Annotated in this window: 22 protein-coding genes; 10 read left to right on the plus strand and 12 right to left on the minus strand. The window is 66.9% G+C overall.

Translation table 11 applies throughout. The annotated features are described in order from the left end of the window. The first annotated feature begins 42 nt into the window (after positions 1 to 42). Positions 43 to 852 carry a carbon-nitrogen hydrolase family protein gene (locus ACX36O_RS00445; protein WP_213362294.1) on the plus strand — a complete coding sequence of 270 codons (810 nt, stop codon included), beginning with the start codon at positions 43 to 45 and terminating at the stop codon, positions 850 to 852. A gap of 111 nt (positions 853 to 963) precedes the next feature. On the opposite strand, the gene alr is transcribed toward ACX36O_RS00445, so the two are convergent. Next, a complete protein-coding gene (gene alr / locus ACX36O_RS00450; RefSeq protein ID WP_213362295.1) occupies positions 964 to 2,082 on the minus strand; it encodes an alanine racemase in 1,119 nt (372 codons plus the stop codon). Positions 2,083 to 2,341: 259 nt separating this feature from the next. Between alr and lplT the strand changes: the two genes are divergently transcribed. Together lplT and ACX36O_RS00460 are read left to right on the plus strand one after the other, a co-directional pair. Further along, positions 2,342 to 3,631, plus strand: a complete 1,290-nt coding sequence (gene lplT, locus ACX36O_RS00455) for a lysophospholipid transporter LplT (protein WP_213362297.1) — start codon at positions 2,342 to 2,344, stop codon at positions 3,629 to 3,631. A 52-nt stretch (positions 3,632 to 3,683) separates the two neighbouring features. Then, a complete protein-coding gene (locus ACX36O_RS00460; RefSeq protein ID WP_213362299.1) occupies positions 3,684 to 4,586 on the plus strand; it encodes a DMT family transporter in 903 nt (300 codons plus the stop codon). A gap of 3 nt (positions 4,587 to 4,589) precedes the next feature. Here ACX36O_RS00460 and ACX36O_RS00465 read toward each other — a convergent pair whose 3' ends face one another. The 6 genes from ACX36O_RS00465 to fur all read right to left on the minus strand — a co-directional run bounded on the left by ACX36O_RS00465 (position 4,590) and on the right by fur (position 9,166). After that, entirely contained in the window at positions 4,590 to 4,781 is a 192-nt protein-coding gene (locus tag ACX36O_RS00465) for a hypothetical protein (protein WP_213362300.1), read from the minus strand. Positions 4,782 to 5,138: 357 nt separating this feature from the next. Continuing rightward, positions 5,139 to 6,395: a glycolate oxidase subunit GlcF gene (gene glcF / locus ACX36O_RS00470; protein WP_213362301.1), complete on the minus strand. Its 1,257-nt coding sequence runs from the start codon at positions 6,393 to 6,395 to the stop codon at positions 5,139 to 5,141. Positions 6,396 to 6,399: 4 nt separating this feature from the next. Continuing rightward, a complete protein-coding gene (locus tag ACX36O_RS00475) occupies positions 6,400 to 7,116 on the minus strand; it encodes an LrgB family protein (RefSeq protein WP_213362302.1) in 717 nt (238 codons plus the stop codon). Next, a complete protein-coding gene (locus ACX36O_RS00480; protein ID WP_213362303.1) occupies positions 7,109 to 7,480 on the minus strand; it encodes a CidA/LrgA family protein in 372 nt (123 codons plus the stop codon). The genes ACX36O_RS00475 and ACX36O_RS00480 overlap by 8 nt, the downstream gene beginning before the upstream one ends. An 11-nt stretch (positions 7,481 to 7,491) precedes the next feature. Continuing rightward, positions 7,492 to 8,643, minus strand: a complete 1,152-nt coding sequence (gene glcE, locus ACX36O_RS00485; RefSeq protein WP_371686852.1) for a glycolate oxidase subunit GlcE — start codon at positions 8,641 to 8,643, stop codon at positions 7,492 to 7,494. Between the two features lie 79 nt (positions 8,644 to 8,722). Then, entirely contained in the window at positions 8,723 to 9,166 is a 444-nt protein-coding gene (fur, locus tag ACX36O_RS00490) for a ferric iron uptake transcriptional regulator (RefSeq protein ID WP_213362306.1), read from the minus strand. Positions 9,167 to 9,326: 160 nt separating this feature from the next. Here fur and ACX36O_RS00495 point away from each other — a divergent pair, with 160 nt between their 5' ends. Genes ACX36O_RS00495 through ACX36O_RS00510 form a run of 4 tightly spaced genes read left to right on the plus strand, consistent with a single transcriptional unit; the run spans position 9,327 to position 11,937 of the window. Next, complete coding sequence (locus tag ACX36O_RS00495; RefSeq protein WP_371686853.1) at positions 9,327 to 9,851, plus strand: outer membrane protein assembly factor BamE; 525 nt, start codon at positions 9,327 to 9,329, stop codon at positions 9,849 to 9,851. Positions 9,852 to 9,896: 45 nt separating this feature from the next. Then, the gene (gene dapB / locus ACX36O_RS00500; protein ID WP_213362311.1) at positions 9,897 to 10,754 is read left to right on the plus strand and encodes a 4-hydroxy-tetrahydrodipicolinate reductase; all 858 of its coding nucleotides are present in this window, start codon (positions 9,897 to 9,899) and stop codon (positions 10,752 to 10,754) included. Next, on the plus strand, positions 10,751 to 11,494 hold the full coding sequence (locus ACX36O_RS00505) for a MotA/TolQ/ExbB proton channel family protein (RefSeq protein WP_213362313.1): 744 nt from the start codon (positions 10,751 to 10,753) through the stop codon (positions 11,492 to 11,494). The genes dapB and ACX36O_RS00505 overlap by 4 nt, the downstream gene beginning before the upstream one ends. A gap of 17 nt (positions 11,495 to 11,511) precedes the next feature. Beyond that, positions 11,512 to 11,937, plus strand: coding sequence for an ExbD/TolR family protein (locus tag ACX36O_RS00510; protein WP_213362314.1), 426 nt, complete (start codon positions 11,512 to 11,514; stop codon positions 11,935 to 11,937). 67 nt (positions 11,938 to 12,004) lie between these two features. On the opposite strand, the gene ACX36O_RS00515 is transcribed toward ACX36O_RS00510, so the two are convergent. From ACX36O_RS00515 to ACX36O_RS00530, 4 genes are all read right to left on the minus strand, one after another. After that, positions 12,005 to 12,994: a TauD/TfdA family dioxygenase gene (locus ACX36O_RS00515; protein WP_213362315.1), complete on the minus strand. Its 990-nt coding sequence runs from the start codon at positions 12,992 to 12,994 to the stop codon at positions 12,005 to 12,007. Positions 12,995 to 13,128: 134 nt separating this feature from the next. Beyond that, positions 13,129 to 14,487, minus strand: a complete 1,359-nt coding sequence (gorA, locus tag ACX36O_RS00520; protein WP_213362316.1) for a glutathione-disulfide reductase — start codon at positions 14,485 to 14,487, stop codon at positions 13,129 to 13,131. Between the two features lie 27 nt (positions 14,488 to 14,514). After that, a complete protein-coding gene (locus tag ACX36O_RS00525) occupies positions 14,515 to 14,814 on the minus strand; it encodes a HigA family addiction module antitoxin (protein ID WP_371686854.1) in 300 nt (99 codons plus the stop codon). 12 nt (positions 14,815 to 14,826) lie between these two features. Next, on the minus strand, positions 14,827 to 15,108 hold the full coding sequence (locus ACX36O_RS00530; RefSeq protein ID WP_371686855.1) for a type II toxin-antitoxin system RelE/ParE family toxin: 282 nt from the start codon (positions 15,106 to 15,108) through the stop codon (positions 14,827 to 14,829). Between the two features lie 109 nt (positions 15,109 to 15,217). On the opposite strand from ACX36O_RS00530, the gene leuS reads away from it, so the two are divergent. Genes leuS through holA form a run of 3 tightly spaced genes read left to right on the plus strand, consistent with a single transcriptional unit; the run spans position 15,218 to position 19,506 of the window. Continuing rightward, the gene (gene leuS, locus ACX36O_RS00535; protein WP_371686856.1) at positions 15,218 to 17,923 is read left to right on the plus strand and encodes a leucine--tRNA ligase; all 2,706 of its coding nucleotides are present in this window, start codon (positions 15,218 to 15,220) and stop codon (positions 17,921 to 17,923) included. 9 nt (positions 17,924 to 17,932) lie between these two features. Next, positions 17,933 to 18,427: an LPS-assembly lipoprotein LptE gene (locus ACX36O_RS00540; RefSeq protein WP_371686857.1), complete on the plus strand. Its 495-nt coding sequence runs from the start codon at positions 17,933 to 17,935 to the stop codon at positions 18,425 to 18,427. Between the two features lie 8 nt (positions 18,428 to 18,435). Then, positions 18,436 to 19,506, plus strand: coding sequence for a DNA polymerase III subunit delta (holA, locus tag ACX36O_RS00545; RefSeq protein WP_213362322.1), 1,071 nt, complete (start codon positions 18,436 to 18,438; stop codon positions 19,504 to 19,506). Between the two features lie 40 nt (positions 19,507 to 19,546). Here holA and ACX36O_RS00550 read toward each other — a convergent pair whose 3' ends face one another. Then, positions 19,547 to 20,935: a mechanosensitive ion channel family protein gene (locus ACX36O_RS00550; RefSeq protein ID WP_488359897.1), complete on the minus strand. Its 1,389-nt coding sequence runs from the start codon at positions 20,933 to 20,935 to the stop codon at positions 19,547 to 19,549. Positions 20,936 to 20,956: the final 21 nt, after the last annotated feature.

A 20,956-nucleotide genomic window follows, 5' to 3' on the forward strand; every position in this document is an offset into this window, starting at 1 on the left:
GCTGGCTACACTGGAGGGCAGAACACGCTACGGAGTATTGCCATGAAAGTCGCTGCCATCCAGATGGTTTCGGGAATCGTTGTGGACGACAATCTGCTGGTTGCCCAGCGCCTGCTGGAGCAGGCCGCGGCGCAGGGTGCCGAGCTGGTGGCGTTGCCGGAATACTTCTGCCTGATGGGACAGCGTGATGAGGACAAGATCGGCATTGCCGAGGCGCCGGGCGAAGGGCCGCTGCAGCGCTTCCTGAGCGAGCAGGCGCGCGCGCTGAAGATGTGGCTGGTGGGCGGCAGCATCCCCCTGCGAACGGCGGACGAGCGCCGCGTGACCAACACGCAACTGGTGTTCAACCCGCAGGGCGAGCAGGTGGCACGCTACGACAAGATCCACCTGTTTGCCTTCTCGCGCGGGGCCGAGAGCTACGACGAATCGCGCGTGCAGCAGGGTGGTTCTCAGCCGGTCACCTTCGACTTGTCCTCGGTCGATGGCAACACCTGGCGCATCGGCCTGAGCACCTGTTATGACTTGCGCTTTCCCGAACTGTACCGTCAGCTGGGCGCTGACCTGCTGCTGGTGCCGAGCGCCTTTACTTTTACCACCGGGCAGGCGCACTGGGAAATCCTATTACGCGCACGTGCCATCGAGAACCTGGCCTATGTGCTGGCACCGGCACAGGGCGGCGACCACGAGAATGGCCGCCGCACCTGGGGCCAGAGCCTGATCATCAACCCCTGGGGCAAGGTGCTGAACCAGCTGGCCGAAGGCGAAGGCGTGGTGGTGGCGGATTGCGACTGGGCGCTGATGCAGGAAATGCGGCAGCAATTGCCGGCTTTGCAGCATCGGCAGTTCAGGTAATCGGCGCTGCTGCATTGCCTCTTGGTATGAGGAAACGGGGCCGACCATACGGAGCCCTGTTGTGCGGGCTTTGCGCGTCTTGCCCCTGGAGGGCCCTGCCGCGATGCCGGTTTATTCCGCCACCGCGACCGGTACCCGCTGTGCCAGCGCGCACATCAGCTCGTAGCCCAGCGTCCCCGCACTGGCCGCCACCTCGTCGATCGGCAGTACGGCCCCGCAGGAAGCAGTGCCCCACAGCGTGACCTCCGTGCCGACTCCCACGGTGCAATCCGCCGGAATCGCCGTACTCTCCGGACTCAGATCCACCGCCAGCATGTCCATGCTCACGCGCCCCAGCGTGCGGCTGCGATGCCCCGCCACCAGCACCGGCGTTCCCGTCGGTGCCACGCGCGGATAGCCATCGGCATAGCCGCAGGCCACCACCCCGATGCGCATCGGCCGCTCGGCGGTGAAGATCGCGCCATAGCCCACTTGGTCGCCCGGCTGCAGTTCGCGCACGCTGATCAGCTCGCTGCGCAGGCTCATGGCCGGTTTCAGGTCCCAGTGGGCGATGGAGTGGTCCGGATAGTCCGGGCTGCTGCCATACAGCGCAATGCCCGGGCGCACCCAGTCGGTCTGCTCGGCCAGCGCCGGATGGCGCAGCAGCGCCGCGCTGTTGCACACGCTGCGCTCGCCCGGCAGTTCGGCCGTGGCGGTCTGGAACACCTGCAGGGCGGCTGCGATGCCCGGCACTGCCACATCGGCCGTGGCAAAGTGCGTCATCAGCCCGATATCGTCCACCTGCGGCAGCGCCTGCAGGCGCGCGTAGGCCGCGCGCAGGCGCTCGGACGCAAAGCCCAGCCGCTGCATGCCGCTGTTGAGCTTGAGGAACACCTTGTGTGGCTGCAGCGTCTTGTGGCCGGCCAGCATGTCGAGCTGCTCGTCGCTGTGCACCGTGTGCCACAGGCCCAGGCGCGAGCACAGTTCCAGATCGCGCGGGTCGAATACGCCCTCCAGCAGCAGGATCGGCCCGCGCCAGCCCAGCGCGCGGATACGCTCGGCCTCGGCCAGGTCCAGCAGCGCAAAGCCGTCGGCGCCGCGCAGGCCCTCGTAGGCGCGCTCGATGCCATGGCCGTAGGCATTGGCCTTGACCACGGCCCACACCTTGCTGTCGCCCGCCGCCTGGCGGCAGCGCTGCAGGTTGTGGCTCAGGGCATCGGTATGGATCAGGGCTTGAATCGGACGTGGCATGGCAACAGGCGGACAACGGGGAGAATGCTGCATTATCCGCCCCTGCAGCCACCGCTGCTGCCACACGTGAATTTCTGTGCGGCATCCGGAACTGCCATGCAAATAGCGGATACTATGGGCAGCCCCACAAGGGGATGGAGACGCAGTTTCCGGCCGGCCTACGTCCCGGCCGGCAATCCCATACGCACAGGATGCAGGCAGGACTGAGGTTGCCTTTGAGAGTTCAATCGATACCCGGCAGGATGGAGCAGACCCAGGCATGAAACGCGGCTTCTACACCATCATGGCCGCGCAATTCTTCAGTTCGCTGGCCGACAACGCGCTGTTCATCGGAGCGGTCGCCCTGCTCAAGAGCAGCGATGCCGCCGACTGGCAGAAGGCCGCGCTGGTGCCCATGTTCGCGCTGTTCTACGTGCTGCTGGCGCCGTTCGTGGGGGCCTTTGCCGACGCCCAGCCCAAAGGGCGCGTCATGTTCTACAGCAATGCCATCAAGGTGATCGGCTGCCTGATGATGCTGTTCGGCTCGCATCCGCTGCTGTCCTACGCCGTGGTGGGTCTTGGCGCGGCCGCATATTCGCCGGCCAAGTACGGCATCCTGACCGAACTGCTGCCACCCTCGCAACTGGTCAAGGCCAATGGCTGGATCGAAGGGCTCACCATTGCCTCCATCATCCTGGGCGTGCTGCTCGGCGGCCAGCTGATCGGGCCGCACATCGCCCCCTGGCTGCTGGCCGTGGACGTCCCCCTGATCGAGACCGGCATCGACACCCCGCCCGAGGCTGCCATCAGCGTGCTGGTGCTGATCTACGCCATCGCCGCCTGGATCAACACGCGCATTCCACTCACCGGCGTGGCCATGCGGCCGCTGCCGCGCAATCTGTTCTCGCTGCTGCCCGATTTCCGCAGCTGCAACCGTCGCCTGTGGGACGACAAGCTGGGCCAGATCTCGCTGGCCACCACCACGCTGTTCTGGGGCGTGAGCGGCAATCTGCGTTACATCGTGCTGGCCTGGGCCGCCGCAGCGCTCGGCTATGGCGTGACGCAGGCCTCCAGCCTGGTCGGTGTGGTGGCCATCGGCACTGCCGCCGGCGCGGTGATCGCCTCCATGCGCATGCGTCTGGACATGGCGCCCAAGGTGATGCCGCTGGGCACCATCATGGGCCTGCTGGTGATCTGCCTGATCTTCGTGCGCGACCTGTGGGTAGCCGTGCCTTTCCTGATCGTGCTGGGCGCCATTGGCGGTTTCATGGTGGTGCCGATGAATGCGCTGCTGCAGCACCGTGGCCACAATCTGATGGGCGCCGGCCGCTCCATCGCGGTGCAGAACTTCAACGAGCAGGCCTGTATCCTGGCCTTCGGCTTCCTCTACAGCCTGTCCACCAAGTGGGGGCTGACGGCCTTCGGTGCCATCACCGGCTTCGGTCTGATCGTGGCGACCACCATGTGGCTGATCCAGCGCTGGTACCGCAGCAATCTGCAGCGCTACCCAAAGGAAGTGGAAGCCCTGCTCACGCTGGCGCGCGAAGACAAGAGCCACCACCCCCACTGAGTACCCCCTTCTCCCCGTGTGCAGCCATGCGTGGCTGAAACTTCCCGTTCCCATGCGCCGCCATTCCCCCAGCCCGCTTCTTCCCTCCCTGGCGATTGCGCTCAATGCGCTGATCTGGGGGCTCTCGTGGTGGCCGCTGCACCAGTTGCAGGCGCGCGGCCTGCATCCGCTCTGGGCCACGGTGCTGATGTACAGCGTGCCGGTGCTGGCCATGCTGCTGTGGCGGCGCTGGCCGCTGAAGCTGCTGCTGGAGCGCGCCGACCTGTGGTGGCTGATGCTGGCTGCGGGCCTGACCAACACCTGCTTCAACTGGGCGGTGACGGTGGGCGACGTGATCCGCGTGGTGATCCTGTTCTATCTGATGCCGGTGTGGGCGGTGCTGCTGTCCTGGTGGTGGCTGGGCGAGCGGCCTACGCTGATGGCGGCGGTGCGCGTGGTGGTGGCGCTGGCGGGCGTGACTCTGGTGATGCAGCCCGAGGGCACGAACTGGGCCGACTGGCGCTTTCCGTGGCCGTCCAGCCTGGCCGATGTGCTGGCGCTGCTGGGCGGGCTGTTCTTTGCCGCCACCAATGTGCTGCTCAACCGCACGGCCGATACGCCGCCGGAATCGCGCGTCTATGCCATGTTCATCGGCGGCATTGTGCTGGGCACGGCCACCGCGGCCACGGCGCTGGCTACCGGGCAACTGGGGGTCTCGCCACTGCCGCCCCTGGCCTTTGGCTGGATGGCGCTGGTCGTCGTGTTCAGCATGGGTTTCGTCATCAGCAATACCGCGCTGCAATACGGTTCGGCGCGGTTGTCGGCGCACACCATGTCGCTGATCATGCTGCTGGAAGTGCTGTTTGCCGCCGTTTCAGCCGCCGCCATGGGCACGGCGCAACTGACGATGCAGGTCTTTGTGGGGGGTGCCCTGGTGATGTCGGCAGCGCTGATGGCGGCGATCAGCAGCCACTGAGACTCAGTCAGCCAGCGCCACGGCCTCTTCGCCCGCCAGATCCGGCGCGGCCAGACCTTGTGCAGCCATTGCGTGCAACGCACTGGCGCTGTGCCTGTCTTCGAGCGTCAGCCACAGATAGGTGAAGGCGCTTGCCAGCACGACGGCCAGATACAGCAGCAGGGAAGAGAGGGAGGAAGTACGGCGCAGTGGCATGACGGCACCTCGCTGGGCAGAGGCAGGGCAGGAGGACCCTGCCGGTCAGGACAGCCGCATGCTGCCCTGGGTGTCATGTTCGCCGTGATGGATGCGCCGGCGTGTCAGACCACAGCGCATCCGTGCGTCATCAGGCGCTGGCGGCCAGGGCCACGAACCAGGCGCTGGCCGTGGTGCGGAGGATCTTGCCGATGCGCGCATCAAGGGCGCGCGTGGTGGGTGCAAATGCAAGCGTGCGAAGTTTCATGGGGTCTCCAGATCAGGTGTGCCACAACGCTGGTGGCTTCGTTGGCCGGCATTGTATGAACGATGTATGGCAATCATGTGTCAGACAAACCCTGAGATACGCACAATGATTTACAAATCGGGCTGTCCTCCCAGTGCCGCATCCAGCACCTCGATCCAGTGGCGCACCGGCGTGGCTGTGCCCGATTGCAGATGCGTGATGCAGCCGATGTTGGAGGAAACGATCACGTCCCCGCGTCCCTGCAGCTGCCCCAGCTTGCGGTCGCGCAATTGCTGTGACAGTTCCGGTTGCGTTACCGAATAGGTGCCGGCCGAGCCGCAGCACAGGTGCGCCTCGCTGGCGGCGCGCTGCAGCGCGAAGCCCAGCCGCGGCAGCCAGGTTTCCACCGTATCGCGCACGCGCTGGCCATGCTGCAGCGTGCAGGGCGGGTGGTAGGCCAGCGAGCGCCCCCGGCCCAGGCCATCCGGGTGCGCGGCCAGCAGCGCTGGTGCCAGTTCCGGCAGCATTTCGCTCAGGTCGCGCAGCAGCGACGCCATGCGAGCGGCCTTGTCCGCATAGGCCGGATCATGGCGCAGCACATGGGCGCTTTCCTTCAGCATCAGTCCGCAGCCCGAGACGTTGCTGACGATGGCCTCCACACCGGCCTGCCCGTCACGACCCTCCACCAGCGGCCACCAGGCGTCGATCAGCGCGCGCAACTGGGCCCGGCCGCCGTCCTGGTCATTCATGTGAAAGCGCACCGCCCCGCAGCAGCCCTCGTTCGGCGCCAGCAGGGTCTGGATGCCGGCTGCATCGAGCACGCGCGCCGTGGCGGCGTTGATGCCGGGCTGCATGGCCGGCTGTACGCAGTTGGCATGCAGCAGGATCTTGCGTGCATGGTTGCGCACGGGCCAGTGGCCGGCCGGGCTGCGCTCGGGCACCTTGGCGCGCAGGCTGGCGGGCAGCAGGCCGCGCACCGTCTGGCCCAGGCGCATGGCCGGCGCAAACAGTGGCGAGGGCAGGCCTTCCTTCAGCGTCCAGCGCAGTGCGCGTTCGGCGGCCGGGCGCGGCACGCGCTCGTCCACGATCCTGCGGCCGATGTCGACCAGATGCCCGTACTGCACGCCGCTGGGGCAGGTGGTTTCGCAGTTGCGGCAGGTCAGGCAGCGGTCCAGGTGCAGTTGCGTGGCGCGGGTCGGCGTGCTGCCTTCCAGCACCTGCTTCATCAGGTAGATGCGGCCGCGCGGGCCGTCCAGCTCGTCGCCGAGCAGCTGGTAGGTGGGGCAGGTGGCGTTGCAGAAGCCGCAGTGCACGCACTTGCGCAGGATGGCTTCCGCCTCGCGGCCTTCGGGCGTGTTGGCAAATTCGGGCGCAAGCGTGGTCTGCATGGCGTCAGCGGAACAGGGTGTGGATCAGGGGGATGAGCAGCGAGCCGAGCAGGGCCTGCAGGCCCAGCGCCAGGCCGGCATAGGCGCCGGCCTCGGCATTGAGCTGCAGCGCCCGGGCGGTGCCGAAGCCGTGGGCCTGGGTGCCGAAGGCAAAGCCCTGCACCGGCCACTGGTGTTCGCCGATCAGCTTGAAGACATAGCTTCCGAGGATGGCGCCGATCAGGCCGGTGGTCAGCACGAAAACCGCGGCCAGTTCGGGAATGCCCTGGATGGATTGCGCAATGCCCATGGCCACCGGCGCCGTGATGGCCTTGGGTGCCAGCGACAGCAACACCGAGGGCGGCAGGCCGAGCAACCAGCCCATGCCGACGGCAGCGCCCGATCCCACCGCGCCGCCGATCACCGCCGCCAGCAGCAGCGGCCGGGCATGGCGCGCCAGTACCTCGCGCCGCACCCACAGCGGCCAGGCCAGCGCGACCACGGCCGGTCCGAGCAGGAAGTGGATGAACTGCGCGCCGGAAAAGTAGCGCGGATAGGGGGTTTTCGTGATCAGCAGCAGGGCGATCAGCGTGACCACCGACCACAGCACCGGATTCGCCCAGGGGTTGTAGTTGAGCCGGGTGTAGATGGTCACCGCGAGAATGTAGGCGCTGAGCGTGGCCGCCAGGCCGAACAGCGGCGTACTCGACAGATAGGTGAAGAAGGCGACGAAATCACTCATGGCCGTTCTCCGCGGAGGCCTTGGCAGACGGGCGCAGCAGCAGGCGCAGCACCCAGGCGGTGGCGGCCAGGCCCAGCAGCGTGGACAGCACCAGCACCAGCGCAATGCGTGCCCCGTACTCCTGCAGCAGGGGCAGCTGGCTCACCACGCCCACGCTGATCGGCACGAACAGCAGGGAGAGGTGCGACAGCAGGAATTCCGAGCAGACCTGCACCGGTTCGCGCAGCGGCTTCCAGGCCAGGCAGGGCAGCAGCAGGATCATGCCGATCACGGGCGCCGGCAGGGACAGGTGCAGCAGGCGCGCGATCATCTCGCCGGCGCCCTGCAGGATCAGCAGGATGGTGAAGCCTTGCAGGCCTTTCATGTGCGGCCCCATCAGAATGCCTGGCCGTCGGCAAAAACGCCATGCGGATCGAAGGCCTGTTTCAGGCCCTGGTGGATGCGCTGCAGGGTAGCCGGCAGCGGCGCCTGGCGGGGCAGGCTGGCCGTGGCGATGTCACCGCTGCCCGCATGGCTTGCCGGCAACTGCCACAGCATGGCGTGGCCGCCGGCCGAATCGGCCAGGGCGTGCAGGGCGGTGGCCTGCCGTGCGTCGCAGGGAGCCCACAGCCAGCGCTGGCCGCCATGCCATTCGACCAGCGTGGGCCAGACATGGGCGAAGGCCGGTGTCACCTGCGGCACGGACAGGCGCCACAGGCCCCAGTCCGGCTGCGGTGGCCGGGCAAAGAAATCGAGCAGCTGGTCGCGGCAGGCAGTCCAGCCGTCGCGGGCGGCGTCGGCCTGCACCAGCGTGGCGCCATGCTGCCCGGTCATCATGCGCACGGCAGCGTCCACGGCGGCGCGGGCACCGCGCAGGCGCAGATGCAGGCAGGGGCCGTGTTCCAGCTGTTGCCAGCGGCTGGCATCCAGCGGCAGCGGCTGCGCGCCCCAGGTGTGGAGCAGGTCCAGCGCCTGCTGTTGCGGCAGGGCAAAGGCCAGCGTCGCCTCGGCCGGCGCCAGCGGCAGCACCTTGAGGGAGATTTCGGTCAGCACGGCCAGATTGCCCCAGGAGCCGGCCAGCAGGCGGCTGATGTCATAGCCGGCCACGTTCTTCATGACCTGGCCGCCGAAGGTGAGTGCTTCGCCCTTGCCGTTGAGCGCCTGCACGCCCAGCACGAAATCGCGCAGCGCGCCGGCACTGGCGCGGGCCGGACCGCTCAGGCCGCTGGCAACAGCGCCGCCCAGCGTACCGGCGAGGCTGCTCCCCAGCCGGGGCGGCTCGAAGGCCAGAGCCTGCCCATGCTGCGCCAGCGCCGCTTCCACCTCGGCGAGCGGGGTGCCGGCGCGTGCCGTCAGCACCAGTTCGCCGGGTTCATGGCTGAGGATGCCGCTGTGTCCGCGCGTGTCGAGCGGGGCGGCAGCGGACGTTGCCGGACACAGGCTGTCCTTGCTGCCACCGCCGCGGATGCGCAGGGTGGCGCCATCGGCCACGGCCGCCAGGATGCGATCGCGCAGCGCGTTCAGGGAGGGTTCGGGAAGCTGGGCCATGCCGCAATGCTAAGCCAGAGCGGCCTTGGCAGCAGCAGGGACTTTCGTGAATTTTTCAGACAGCGGCCGTGAGCGCGGCTCAGCTGCCCTTCTTCTCGGCGGCGTTGGGGCAGTCTGCCTTGCGGCAGTGGGCGTACAGGCTCAGCGCATGGTCGGCCAGCTCGAAGCCGCGCTCGCGGGCAATCACGTTCTGGCGCTGCTCGATCTTGGGATCGAAGAACTCCTCGACATGGCCGCAGTCGAGGCAGACCAGATGGTCGTGGTGTTCGCCCTGGTTGAGTTCGTACACGGCCTTGCCGTTGTCGAAGCTGTTGCGCGTGAGCAGGCCGGCCTGCTCGAATTGGGTGAGCACGCGGTACACGGTGGCCAGGCCGATGTCGGAGCCTTCCGTCATCAGCTGGCGGAACACGTCCTCGGCGCTCATGTGGCGCTGCTGGGTGGTCTGGAAGATCTCCAGGATCTTCAGGCGCGGCCCGGTGGCTTTCAGGCCCGTGCTCTTGATTTCTTCGATGTTGCTGTCCATGCGAGCTGCTGCGGAGGGTTCGGGGGCTGACGGGATGCCGGCGGAGGCGGAAAGCGGCAAAATGCTGTAACAGCAGCATGCCTGCACCCGGGGGCGCACCCGCTACAATGTTCCGCAGGCCGAACCGCCATCATATTACTTTCCTTCAGGACGGATGACCATGCCCGCACAAAACCCTGCACGCCTTCCCCGCCGCTGGCTCACCGCTGCCTCCGCCATTGCGCTGGGCACGGCCCTGCTGGCCGGGTGCGCTGTCTACAAACCCGAAGTGCTGCAGGGCAACTTCGTCTCGCGCGAGCAGGTTTCGGTGCTGCAGCCCGGCATGAGCCGCGAGCAGGTGCGCCAGGTGCTGGGCACTCCGCTGCTGACCGACATGTTCCGCGCCAACCGCTGGGATTACGTGTTTACCGCGCAGCACCGCAAGGGCGTGGAGCCGCAGAAATACGCCGTCGCCGTGTTCTTCGAGGGCGATGCCCTGGCCCGCATCGAGGGTGCCGAGAACCTGCCCAGCGAAACCGAGTTTGTCGAGCGCATGAGCGACGGCAAGGTCTACAAGCCGCGCAACCTCGAGGCCTCGCCCGACAAGCTGCAGAGCTTCACCGACAGCCAGAAGGCCAAGGCCAAGCCGCAGCCCGAATTGCCGGCCGCACCGTCCACCACCAGCTATCCGGCCCTGCCGCAGTAAACACCCCCATGGGCTGGCATGGCCGGCCTTTTCTTGCCGTATTCCATGACTCCTTCCGATTCTCCTTCTTACGTGGCGGCTGTTCCGCATCGCGTGGCCATTGCCGGTGCCAGTGGCCGCATGGGCCACATGCTGATCGAGGCCGTGCAGGCGGCCGATGACTGCGTGCTCAGCGGTGCGCTCGACCACGCCACTTCCGCCGCGCTCGGCCTGGATGCCAGCGCCTTCACCGGCAAGCTGGCCAACGTGACCATCACGGCCGATCTGGCCCAGGGCCTGCAGGGAGCGGACGCGCTGATCGACTTCACCCGGCCGGAAGGCACCATGGCGCACCTGGCAGCCTGCCGCGCCGCCAAGGTGAACCTGGTGATCGGCACCACCGGCTTCAGCGACGCGCAGAAGGCGCAGATCGCCGAAGCGGCCAGGGACATCGCCATCGTATTCGCGCCCAACATGAGCGTGGGCGTGAACGTCACCCTCAAGCTGCTGGAAATGGCAGCCAAGGCGCTGGACACCGGCTATGACATCGAGGTGATCGAGGCGCACCACCGCCACAAGGTGGACGCTCCGAGCGGCACCGCGCTCAAGATGGGCGAGGTGATTGCCGAGGCCATCGGCCGCGACCTGAAGGAATGCGCGGTGTACGAGCGCTATGGCCACACCGGGGAGCGCGATCCGTCCACCATCGGTTTCTCCACCATCCGCGGGGGCGATATCGTGGGCGACCACACCGTGCTGTTTGCCGGCACCGGCGAGCGCATCGAGATCAGCCACAAATCCAGCAACCGTGCCGGCTATGCCCAGGGCAGCCTGCGCGCGGTGCGCTTCCTGGCCGGCAAGACCAGCGGCCTGTACGACATGTTCGACGTGCTGGGCCTGGAAAAGACCGGCCGCAAGGCATGAATCTGGCCACCCTCTGGGCGCAGAGCGACGGGCTTGGCCGCGGCGTGATGCTGCTGTTGCTGGCGATGTCGGTGCTGTCCTGGATGGTGATTGTCTACAAGGCCTGGCTGCTGGGGCGAGCACGCCGCAGCGTCGAGGGCGGGCTGGCGGGCTATTGGCGCGCCGGGGTTGCTCCGGATGCGGGGCAGGCTGCCCTGCTGCAGGCGGATCGCCTGCAGCTGCTGCAACCGCTGCATGGCGCCATTGCGCAATTGAACGCCGTGATCGAGGGGGGCGCTGCAGCAGCGCCTGCTGGCTCGCTGGATGGTGATGCAGCCGCCCTGGCAGTACAGCCGGTGCATCCGGCAGACAGGCAAGCACGCACCGGCTCCGTGCGTCAAGCCCATCTCACCCGCCTGCTGCGCGACGCGCTGCAGCAATCCACTCGGCAGCTGCAATGGGGCCAGATCCTGCTGGCCACGGTCGGCTCCACGGCGCCTTTCGTCGGGCTGCTGGGCACGGTCTGGGGTATCTACCACGCGCTGACCGGCCTGACCGGCGGCGGCGCCATCAGTATCAACCAGGTGGCCGGCCCGGTGGGCGAGGCGCTGATCATGACGGCCTTCGGCCTGATGGTGGCGATTCCGGCCGTGGTAGCCTACAACATCTTCGGGCGCCTGATCGGCTCGCTGGTGGAGCGGCTGGACGGCTTTGCGCACGATCTGCTGGCGCTGCATGGCGGCGCCCAGCGCAGCTCCTGAGCCGCCACGGAGCATCCATGTCCCTGGGCCGCTTCGACACTTCCAGCCGCGACAAGCCGATGAGCGAGATCAACATGACGCCGCTGGTGGACGTGATGCTGGTGCTGGTGGCCATTCTGATCATTACTGCGCCGCTGCTGGCCAGCCGCATTGCGCTGGACTTGCCCAAAGCCGATGGCACCACGCAGGCGCAGCCGCAGGTCGCGGCCTTGCGCATTGCCTTGCAGGCTGATGGAGCGCTTTTTCTGGATGACCAGCCCCTGAGCCGCGAGGCCTTGGCGCAGCGCCTGCAGCAGGCCGCCCAGGCCAATCCCGAGACGGAGGTGCAGCTGCGCGCTGACGCCAGCGTGCCCTACGGGCAGGTGGTGCAGGTGATGGGAGTCGCGCAACAAGCAGGGCTGAACCGGATTGGCTTTGTGGCGCTGCCGCAGCAGCAAAAATGATGCTGTCACCCGCAGCCAGCCATGAAAATGGGGGCCACGCCCCCATGCCATCCGATTCCGCCCAGGCTCAGGCCGCCTGCAAGGCTTCCGGCTCCGGAAAACCGTTGCGGCCGGGGAAATCCGGCGAATGCGCGCGCGCATTGGGCATTTCCAGCCACAGGCGCAGCAGCTTGCGGCGCTGGGCCGGATCCTCGTAATCCTCGAAACCGGTGCGTGAGTGCAGCACGGCGTTGTTGTTGGCCAGCTGCAGGTCGCCCGGCTCCAGCATCATGTCCAGCCGGTTGGCCGGGTCGTTCAGCACGGAATCGAACACGTCCAGCGCCTCGATCTCGACGCGCGACAGCGGCAGGCCCATGATCTCGTGGCCCAGGTGGATGTACTGGCGCAGGTAGCGGCAGCTCAGCTTGCCTTCGTGGTAGCTGAACAGGGCGGTCAGGGCCGGGTCGGGCTGGCACAGGTGGGCCATGTACCAGCGCTTGTAATACAGGCCCAGATGCTCGCGGTGCTCGGCCAGGATCTGGTTGTACACCGCCGCCGTGCTGACCAGGCTGGACAGGCCGCCCTCGCGCGCCTTGCGCACGCACATCAGGCCGACCACGTCCGAGGGATCGGTGTGGTAGGGCAGATAGAGGTTGGTTTCGTAGACGCGCGTGTGCTTGTCCTTGATATCGCCCACGGCCTCGACGTTGCCGAGCAGGTCGCCGCGCGGGTTCTGGCGCACCGGGCGGCCCAGGTGCAGGCCGATGCCGTAGGTGAGTATCTGGAAATCCTCGTCGCTGTAACGCTCGGCCGGCAGGCCGCGCACCACCAGGAAGCCCAGGCCGTTTTCCAGCTCCTCGGACCAGCGTCGCATCTCGGCCGCCAGCGACTCGATCGGGAAGTCGGCCTTGCCGAAATCCGGAAAACGCAGGCCGCGGGCCTTGACGCTGACCAGCGCTGCGTCGAGCGTGGCGATGGCTTCGGGCGACAGGCGGTAGACCCAGGCATCACTGTTGGCCAGGTCGGCGGCTTTCCAGGCGGAGGGGCCGGTGATGGGTTGGGTGAGGATCAGGCTCATGGGGATCTCCAGACGGGCAGGCATGGATCACCACGGCGCTGCGGGGCAGCCGGGTGCATGCATTGTTTTTTGGTTGAGCGCCGATGCGCGGCGGGCAGCTCCGGGCTGCCGCTGCGCACATTAGCACAGGAGTATTATGCGCCTACGCGCCGTGCCGGTTCGCGCATCAGCACGAATTCTTCCGCAGCGCTCGGATGCAGTGCAATGGTGCGGTCGAAGTCGGCCTTGGTGGCGCCGCAGGTGACGGCGACGGCCAGGCTCTGGATGATCTCGGGGGCATCGGCCCCTATCATGTGCAGGCCCAGCACCTTGCCGGTGTTCGCGTCAGCGAGCAGCTTCATGTAGCTGCGCGTGTGACCGTCGACGAAGGCGTCCTTCATCGGGCGGAAATCGCTCACGTAGACATCCACCGGGCCCTGCTTGGCCGCTTCTTCCTCCGTCAGTCCGACGGTGCCGATCGGGGGCAGGGTGAACACGGCGCTGGCGACCAGGCTGTGGTCGATCTGGCGCGGATGGTTGCCGAACTCGGTTTCGGCAAAGGCGCGGCCTTCGGCAATCGCCACCGGGGTGAGGTTGACGCGGTCGGTCACGTCGCCCACGGCCCAGATATGGTCGGCGCTGGTCTTGCTGAAGGCATCGACCTCGATGGCGCCTTTCTGGTTGAGCTGTACGCCGACCGATTCCAGGCCCAGGTCCTGCACGTTCGGGTGGCGGCCGGTGGCGTTGAGTGCGGCGGCCGCGCGCACGCTGCTGCCATCGGCGCGGTGCAGCACGAAGCCGTCGCCATCGCGCTCCAGGCGCTCCAGGCCGACGCCGGCATGCAGCGTCACGCCGGCCTGCTGCAGGGCACCGGCCACGCGCACGCGCAGGTCGTGGTCGAAGCCGCGCAGCGGCAATTCGTTGCGATAGGCCAGGTGCACCTGCGCGCCCAGACGCGCCATGATGCTGGCAAACTCCAGCGCGATGAAGCCGCCGCCGATGACCAGCAGGCTGTCCGGCACGCTCTGCAGGTCCAGCAGGGCGCTGGAGTCCATGGCATGCTCCAGACCGGGAATCGCATGGCTGGATGAGGCGCCGCCGGCCGCGATCAGGATGCGTTCGGCCGTGTGGCGCTGGCCGTTGATCTCCACCGTATGCGGTGCCACGATGCGCGCATGGCCGCGCACCAATTCCACCTTGGCATTGGCCAGCATGGTGCTGTAAATGCCTTCCAGCCGGTCGATTTCCTTCGCCTTGGTGGCGGCCCAGCGGCCCATGTCGAAGCTGGCCTCGCCAAAGTCCCAGCCGTAGCCGCGCGCGTCCTGCAGCTGGTCGGCAAAGCCGGCGGCGTACATCATCAGCTTCTTGGGCACGCAGCCGCGAATCACGCAGGTGCCGCCCACGCGGCTGGCCTCGGCAATCAGCACGCGGGCGCCGAGGGCAGCCGCACGGCGGGAAGCGGCAACACCGCCGGAGCCGGCGCCGATGGTAATCAGGTCGTAGTCATGGGGCATGGGAAAGATTCCGGGTGGGATTGGGGCTCAGGCGGTCAACGGGGCTACTTCGCGTGCGATAACTGCGGCACTGGCGGATTCGGCCACACGCAGGTCGTACATGGTCTGCAGATTGAGCCAGCTTTGCGCATCGCCGCCAAAAAATCGCCTCAGGCGCAGGGCGGTGTCGGCGCTGATGCCGCGGCGTTCCAGCACGATGTCATTGATGCGGCTGGCCGGCACATGCAGATGGCGCGCCAGGGCGTTGGCACTCATGCCCAGCGGCTTGAGATAGTCTTCGCGCAGGATTTCGCCGGGATGGATGGGGCGCATGCCGTTCTTGATCATGGAGGACTCCTTTCAGTGGTAATCGACAATTTCCACGTCCTGCGGACCTTGCGGCCCCCAGACGAAGCAGACTCGCCACTGTCCGTTGATGCGGATGCTGTGCTGTCCGGCGCGGTCGCCCTGCAGGACTTCAAGACGGTTGCCGGGGGGTGCCCGCAGCGATTCAAGCGAAACGGCTGCCTCCAGTTGCACCAGCTTTCGTTCGGCCACTGCAAGAATGTTGGCAAAACGTCTGGATTTTCCCGTTTCGAACAGGGCCTGTGTGTCTGCGCATCGGAAATTGACAATCGGCATTGGGATATTTTATACCGTTTACCGGTAATAGGTAAATATCGTTTGCCGAAATTGGGGGGTTCCGGCAAATCCGTGCCGCTTGAGTGCATGCGCCAGCTAAAATTGCCGCATGCAAGACACCTACCAGCCCAATGCCGTAGAGGCCGCCGTGCAAGCCGCCTGGGGCGCGGCCGATGCCTACCGCGTCACCGAGACCGCCGACAAGCCCCATTTCTACGCCTGTTCCATGCTGCCGTATCCCAGCGGCAAGCTGCACATGGGCCATGTGCGCAACTACACCATCAACGACATGCTCACGCGCCACCTGCGCATGAAGGGCTTCAACGTGCTGATGCCGATGGGCTGGGATGCCTTCGGCCTGCCGGCCGAGAATGCGGCACTCAAGAACGGCGTGCCACCGGCCAAGTGGACCTACGAGAACATCGCCTACATGAAAAAGCAGATGCAGGCGATGGGTCTGGCGATCGACTGGAGCCGCGAAGTGGCCACCTGCGATGCCGATTACTACAAGTGGAACCAGTGGCTGTTCCTGAAGATGCTCGAAAAGGGCATCGCCTACCGCAAGACCCAGGTCGTGAACTGGGACCCGGTGGACATGACGGTGCTGGCCAACGAGCAGGTGATCGACGGCCGCGGCTGGCGCACCGGTGCGCTGGTCGAGAAGAAGGAAATCCCCGGCTACTACCTGAAGATCACCGACTACGCGCAGGAATTGCTGGACCACGTGCAGGTCGGCAACCCCAAGGCCACGCTAGAGGGCTGGCCCGAGCGCGTGCGCCTGATGCAGGAAAACTGGATCGGCAAGAGCGAAGGCGTGCGCTTTGCCTTCACGCACGAGGTCGCCGGCGATGATGGCCAGTTGATCGGCGACGGCCGCATGTACGTGTTCACCACGCGTGCCGACACCATCATGGGTGTGACCTTCTGCGCCGTGGCGGCCGAGCACCCGCTGGCAACGCAGGCGGCCAAGGGCAATCCGGAACTGGCGGCCTTCATCGAGAAGTGCAAGCAGGGCGGCACCACCGAGGCCGAACTGGCGCTCAAGGAGAAGGAAGGCATGCCCACCGGCCTGACGGTGACGCACCCGATCACGGGCGAAGCAATTCCGCTGTGGGTTGGCAATTACGTGCTGATGGGCTATGGCGACGGCGCCGTGATGGGCGTGCCGGCGCACGACGAGCGCGACTTTGCCTTCGCCCTCAAGTACGGCATCCCGATCAAGCAAGTGATCCTGGTCGAGGGCGAGCCGCATTTCGACTTCCAGCAGTGGCAGGACTGGTATGCCGACAAGGAGCGCGGCGTTACCATCAACTCGACCGACTTCAGCGGCATGGGCCACAAGCAAGCGGTGCAGGCTGTGGCCAAGGCGCTGCAGGACAAGGGCCTGGGCGAACTCAAGACCACCTGGCGCCTGCGCGACTGGGGCGTGAGCCGCCAGCGCTACTGGGGCACGCCGATCCCGATCATCCACTGCGAGGAGCACGGCCCGGTGCCGGTGCCCGAGAAGGATCTGCCCGTGGTGCTGCCGCAGGACTGCATCCCCGACGGCTCCGGCAACCCGCTGCACAAGCACGAGGGCTTCCACGCCGGCGTGACCTGCCCGATCTGCGGCAAGCCGGCGCGGCGCGAGACCGACACCATGGACACCTTCGTGGACAGCTCCTGGTACTTCATGCGCTACACCTGCGCCGGCAACGACCGGCAGATGGTCGATGCCCGCACCAATTACTGGATGCCGATGGACCAGTACATCGGCGGCATCGAGCATGCCATTCTGCACCTGCTGTACGCGCGTTTCTGGACCAAGGTGATGCGCGACCTGGGCCTGGTGGAGTGCGACGAGCCCTTCAAGCGCCTGCTGACGCAGGGCATGGTGCTGAACCACATCTACAGCCGCCGCACTGCCAAGGGCGGCAAGGAATACTTCTGGCCGGCCGACGTGGAGCATGTGCTGGACGATGCCGGCAAGGTGGTCGGCGCCAAGCTGAACAAGGCCGTGCCCAGCGCCGACGGCGAACTGCCGGCCGGTACCGTGATCGACTACGAGGGCGTGGGCACCATGTCCAAATCCAAGAACAACGGCGTCGATCCGCAGGAGCTGATCGAGAAATACGGCGCGGATACCGCGCGCCTGTACACCATGTTCACCTCGCCGCCCGAAGCCACGCTGGAGTGGAACGATGCGGCGGTGGAGGGCAGCTACCGTTTCCTGCGTCGCGTCTGGGGCTTTGCCGCCAAGCATGCGGCAGCGCTGCAGGCCGGCTTTGCCGTGGACCGCGGCGCCGACGGCAAGGCGCCGGTGGCGTTCAGCGCTGCAGCCAAGCAGCTGCGCTACGAGCTGCACACCACGCTCAAGCAGGCCAACTACGACTACGAGCGCATGCAGTACAACACGGTGGTCTCTGCCGTGATGAAGATGCTCAACACGCTGGAAAGCGCCAAGCTCTCCGGCAGCGCCGAAGACAGCGCGGCGCTGGCCGAAGGCTTCTCCATCCTGCTGCGCGTGCTGTATCCGGTGTGTCCGCACATCACCAGTCACCTGTGGGACGAGCTGGGCTACGGCACCCGCTGCGGCACGCTGCTCGATGTGGCCTGGCCGGAAGTGGATGATGGCGCGCTGGTGCAGGACGAGGTCGAACTGATGCTGCAGATCAACGGCAAGCTGCGCGGCAGCATCCGCGTGCCGGCCGGTGCCGACAAGGCGGCCATCGAGGCTGCGGCGCTGGCCAGCGAAGGTTTTGCCAAGCATGCCGCAGGCGCCACGCCGAAGAAGGTGGTGGTGGTGCCGGGCCGTCTGGTCAACGTGGTGGTGTAAGGAGCGGGCATGCAGCGCAGGCAGATGCTTTCCCTGGGGCTGGCGGCAGGCACTGGCCTGCTGGCCGGTGGTTGCGGCTTTCGCCTGCGTGGTACCGGCGTGCAGCTGCCGTTCCGCTCGGTGCATGTGCAGGGCGGCAGCGGCCCGCTGCTGACGCAGCTGCGCCGTACGCTGGCCGGCTACGCCACCGTGGTGGACGAGCCGGCGGCGGCCGAAGCGGTGCTGCACGTGCTGTCCGAGCGCCAGGAACAGGCCTCGGTGGTGCTGAGCACCAGCGGCAAGGTGCGCGAGGTGCAGCTGCGCCAGTATGTCGATTTCTCGCTGACCGACAATACCGGCGCCACGCTGATAGCGCAGACGCCGCTGCGTCTGGTGCGCGACGTCAGCTACAACGAGAGCGAGGCGCTGTCGAAGGAGGCCGAGTTCGAGCTGCTGTATCGCGACATGCGCAACGATGCCGTGCAGCAGATCATCCGCCGCATCTCGGCGGCCAGGCCCCGCTGATCGCCCGCATGCAAGTCAGTGCAGATCAATTGCCGGCGCAGCTGAAGAACGGCGTGCGCCCGCTGTACGTGGTGCATGGCAACGAGCCGCTGTTGGTACAGGAGGCGGTGGATGCCATCCGTGCCGCTGCGCGCACACAGGGCTTTTCCGAGCGCAGCTCGCATACCGTGACGGGCGTGGGCTTCGACTGGGGCGGCGTGCTCGCGGCCACGCAGTCGCTCAGCCTGTTTGCCGAACGCCAGATCGTCGAAATCCATATCCCCAGTGGCAAGCCGGGCAAGGACGGCAGCCAGGCGCTGCAGCAAATTGCCGAAGGCAGCGCCGGCAACGACGCGCTGCTGGTGATCGTGACGCTGCCGCGGCTGGACAAGGCCACGAAGAGCAGCGGCTGGTTCGTGGCGCTGGAAGGCCATGGCGTGTCGATCCCGGTCGAGACCGTGGAACGCCAGTTGCTGCCGCGCTGGATTGCCGCGCGCCTGCGCCTGCAGGGCCAGCATGTGGCGCCGGGGGCGGAGGGGGAGCACGCGCTGCGTTTCTTTGCCGACCGGGTGGAAGGCAACCTGTTGGCGGCGCACCAGGAAATCCAGAAGCTGGGCCTGCTCTATCCGCATGGCGAGCTGAGTGCCGAGCAGATCGAGGCGGCGGTGCTGAATGTGGCGCGCTATGACGTGTTCAAGCTGAGCGAGGCGGTGCTGGCAGGGCAGCTGGAGCGCACGCAGCGCATGCTCGACGGCCTGCAGGCCGAGGGCGAAAGCGAGGTGCTGGTGCACTACACGCTGGCCGAGGACATCCGCGCGCTCAAACGCGTGCGCGATGCGCTCGATGCCGGCAAGCCGTTGCCCATGGCCTTGCGGGAGCAGCGTGTGTGGGGCATGCGCGAGCGCCTGTTCGAGCGCGTGGTGCCGCGGATGAGCGGTACGGCCTTGAACGGCCTGCTGCATGCGGCGCATGTGGTCGACGGCATCGTCAAGGGCATCAAGGTGCCGGATTGGCCGGCGGACAGCTGGCAGGCTCTGCACCAGCTGGCCTTCATGCTGTGCCGGCAGGCCGTGGTGACGCAGCAGGCGGGGCGGCGCTAACAGCTGTTGCACAGCCGCGCCGGCGGCTCGGGGCTCGTGGTCAGGGGTTTGCGCCAGTCTGGCCCGGCGGCCCTGCGGGAGCTGGAGCGGATGCGGCCGTGCCCGCGCTGGCCGCATCGGGTGACCCTGGATCGGGTATCGGGCGGGCGCTTGAGGCCGGTGCGGCCGGAATGCCGGCACCTTGCATCATCGTCCGGAAATCATGCCCCGACGGCTGCTGGAACACGCGCAGCCCGAACTCCGGCAGCACCGACAGCAGATGATCGAACAGGTCGCCCTGGATGGTTTCGTATTCCTGCCAGTTGGTGGTGGCGCTGAAGCAGTAGATCTGCACCTGCACGCCCTCCGGGCTGGTGCCGGCGGTGTTGACGATCTGTGTCATGTCCTGCCGGATATCGGGGTGCTGCTCCAGATAGGCCGAGACATAGGCGCGGAAGCAGCCCAGATTGGTGAGCTGGCGGAGGTTGAGCGGCAGTGCCGCCGCTTCGGGGGAAAGCTTCTGCAGGCGTGCGGCATTGGTATCGGCCAGGGCCTGGCGCTTTTTCTGCAGATAGGGCTGCAGCAGCGCGATCCGCTCCAGCCGCGTGATCTCCTCGGGGTGGAGGAAGTGCACCGAGGTGGCATCGAGCGACAGCGTGCGCTTGATGCGGCGCGCGCCGGCCTCGCTCATGCCGCGCCAGTTGCGGTAGCTTTCGCTCATCAGGCGCCAGGTGGGGATGGTGGTGATGGTCTTGTCCCAGTTCTGCACCTTGACGGCGTGCAGCGCCATGTCCACCACCTGGCCGTCGGCGCCCACCTGCGGCATCTCGATCCAATCGCCCGCGCGCAGCATGTCGTTGCTGGAGAGCTGCACGCCGGCGGTGAACGAGAGGATGGTGTCCTTGAAGACGAGCATCAGCACCGCCGACAGCGCGCCGAGACCGGACAGCAGCAGCAGCGGCGAGCGGTTGGTGAGCTCGGCGGCCATGATGATCAGGCCGCCCAGGATCACCATCAACTTGGCCAGCTGGATGTAGCTCTTGATCGAGAGCTGCTGGCGCGGCGAGTGGCGCAGGAACACGGTCTGGTGCTTGAGCGTGGCGTCCAGGCAGGCCAGGATCACGCGCACCACGCAGAAGACCGCGTAGGCCGACAGCAGGTTGTAGAGGACGATGGTGGCGAGGCCATGCGGCTTGGGCAGGCTGAGCAGGCCAAGCTGGATCAGCAGCGGCGAAACCACGCGGGCCGAGCGGCGCAGCACGGCGCTGTCGAACAGGATGTCGAGCCAGGCCGGGCTGCCGGTGCGCAGCATGTGCTTGCGGACCTGCATCAGGCCGAATTCGAGGGCGGTGCGCACCAGCCCGGCCAGCACGAACAGGGCGGCAATGATGCCGGCCACGCGCGCCCAGGCGGGCCAGTCGGGCGGCAGCCAGCCGAGGGCTTCGAGCATGGCGCCCCGCAAGGGGTCCCT

The organism is Brachymonas sp. KE5, from assembly GCF_057773645.1.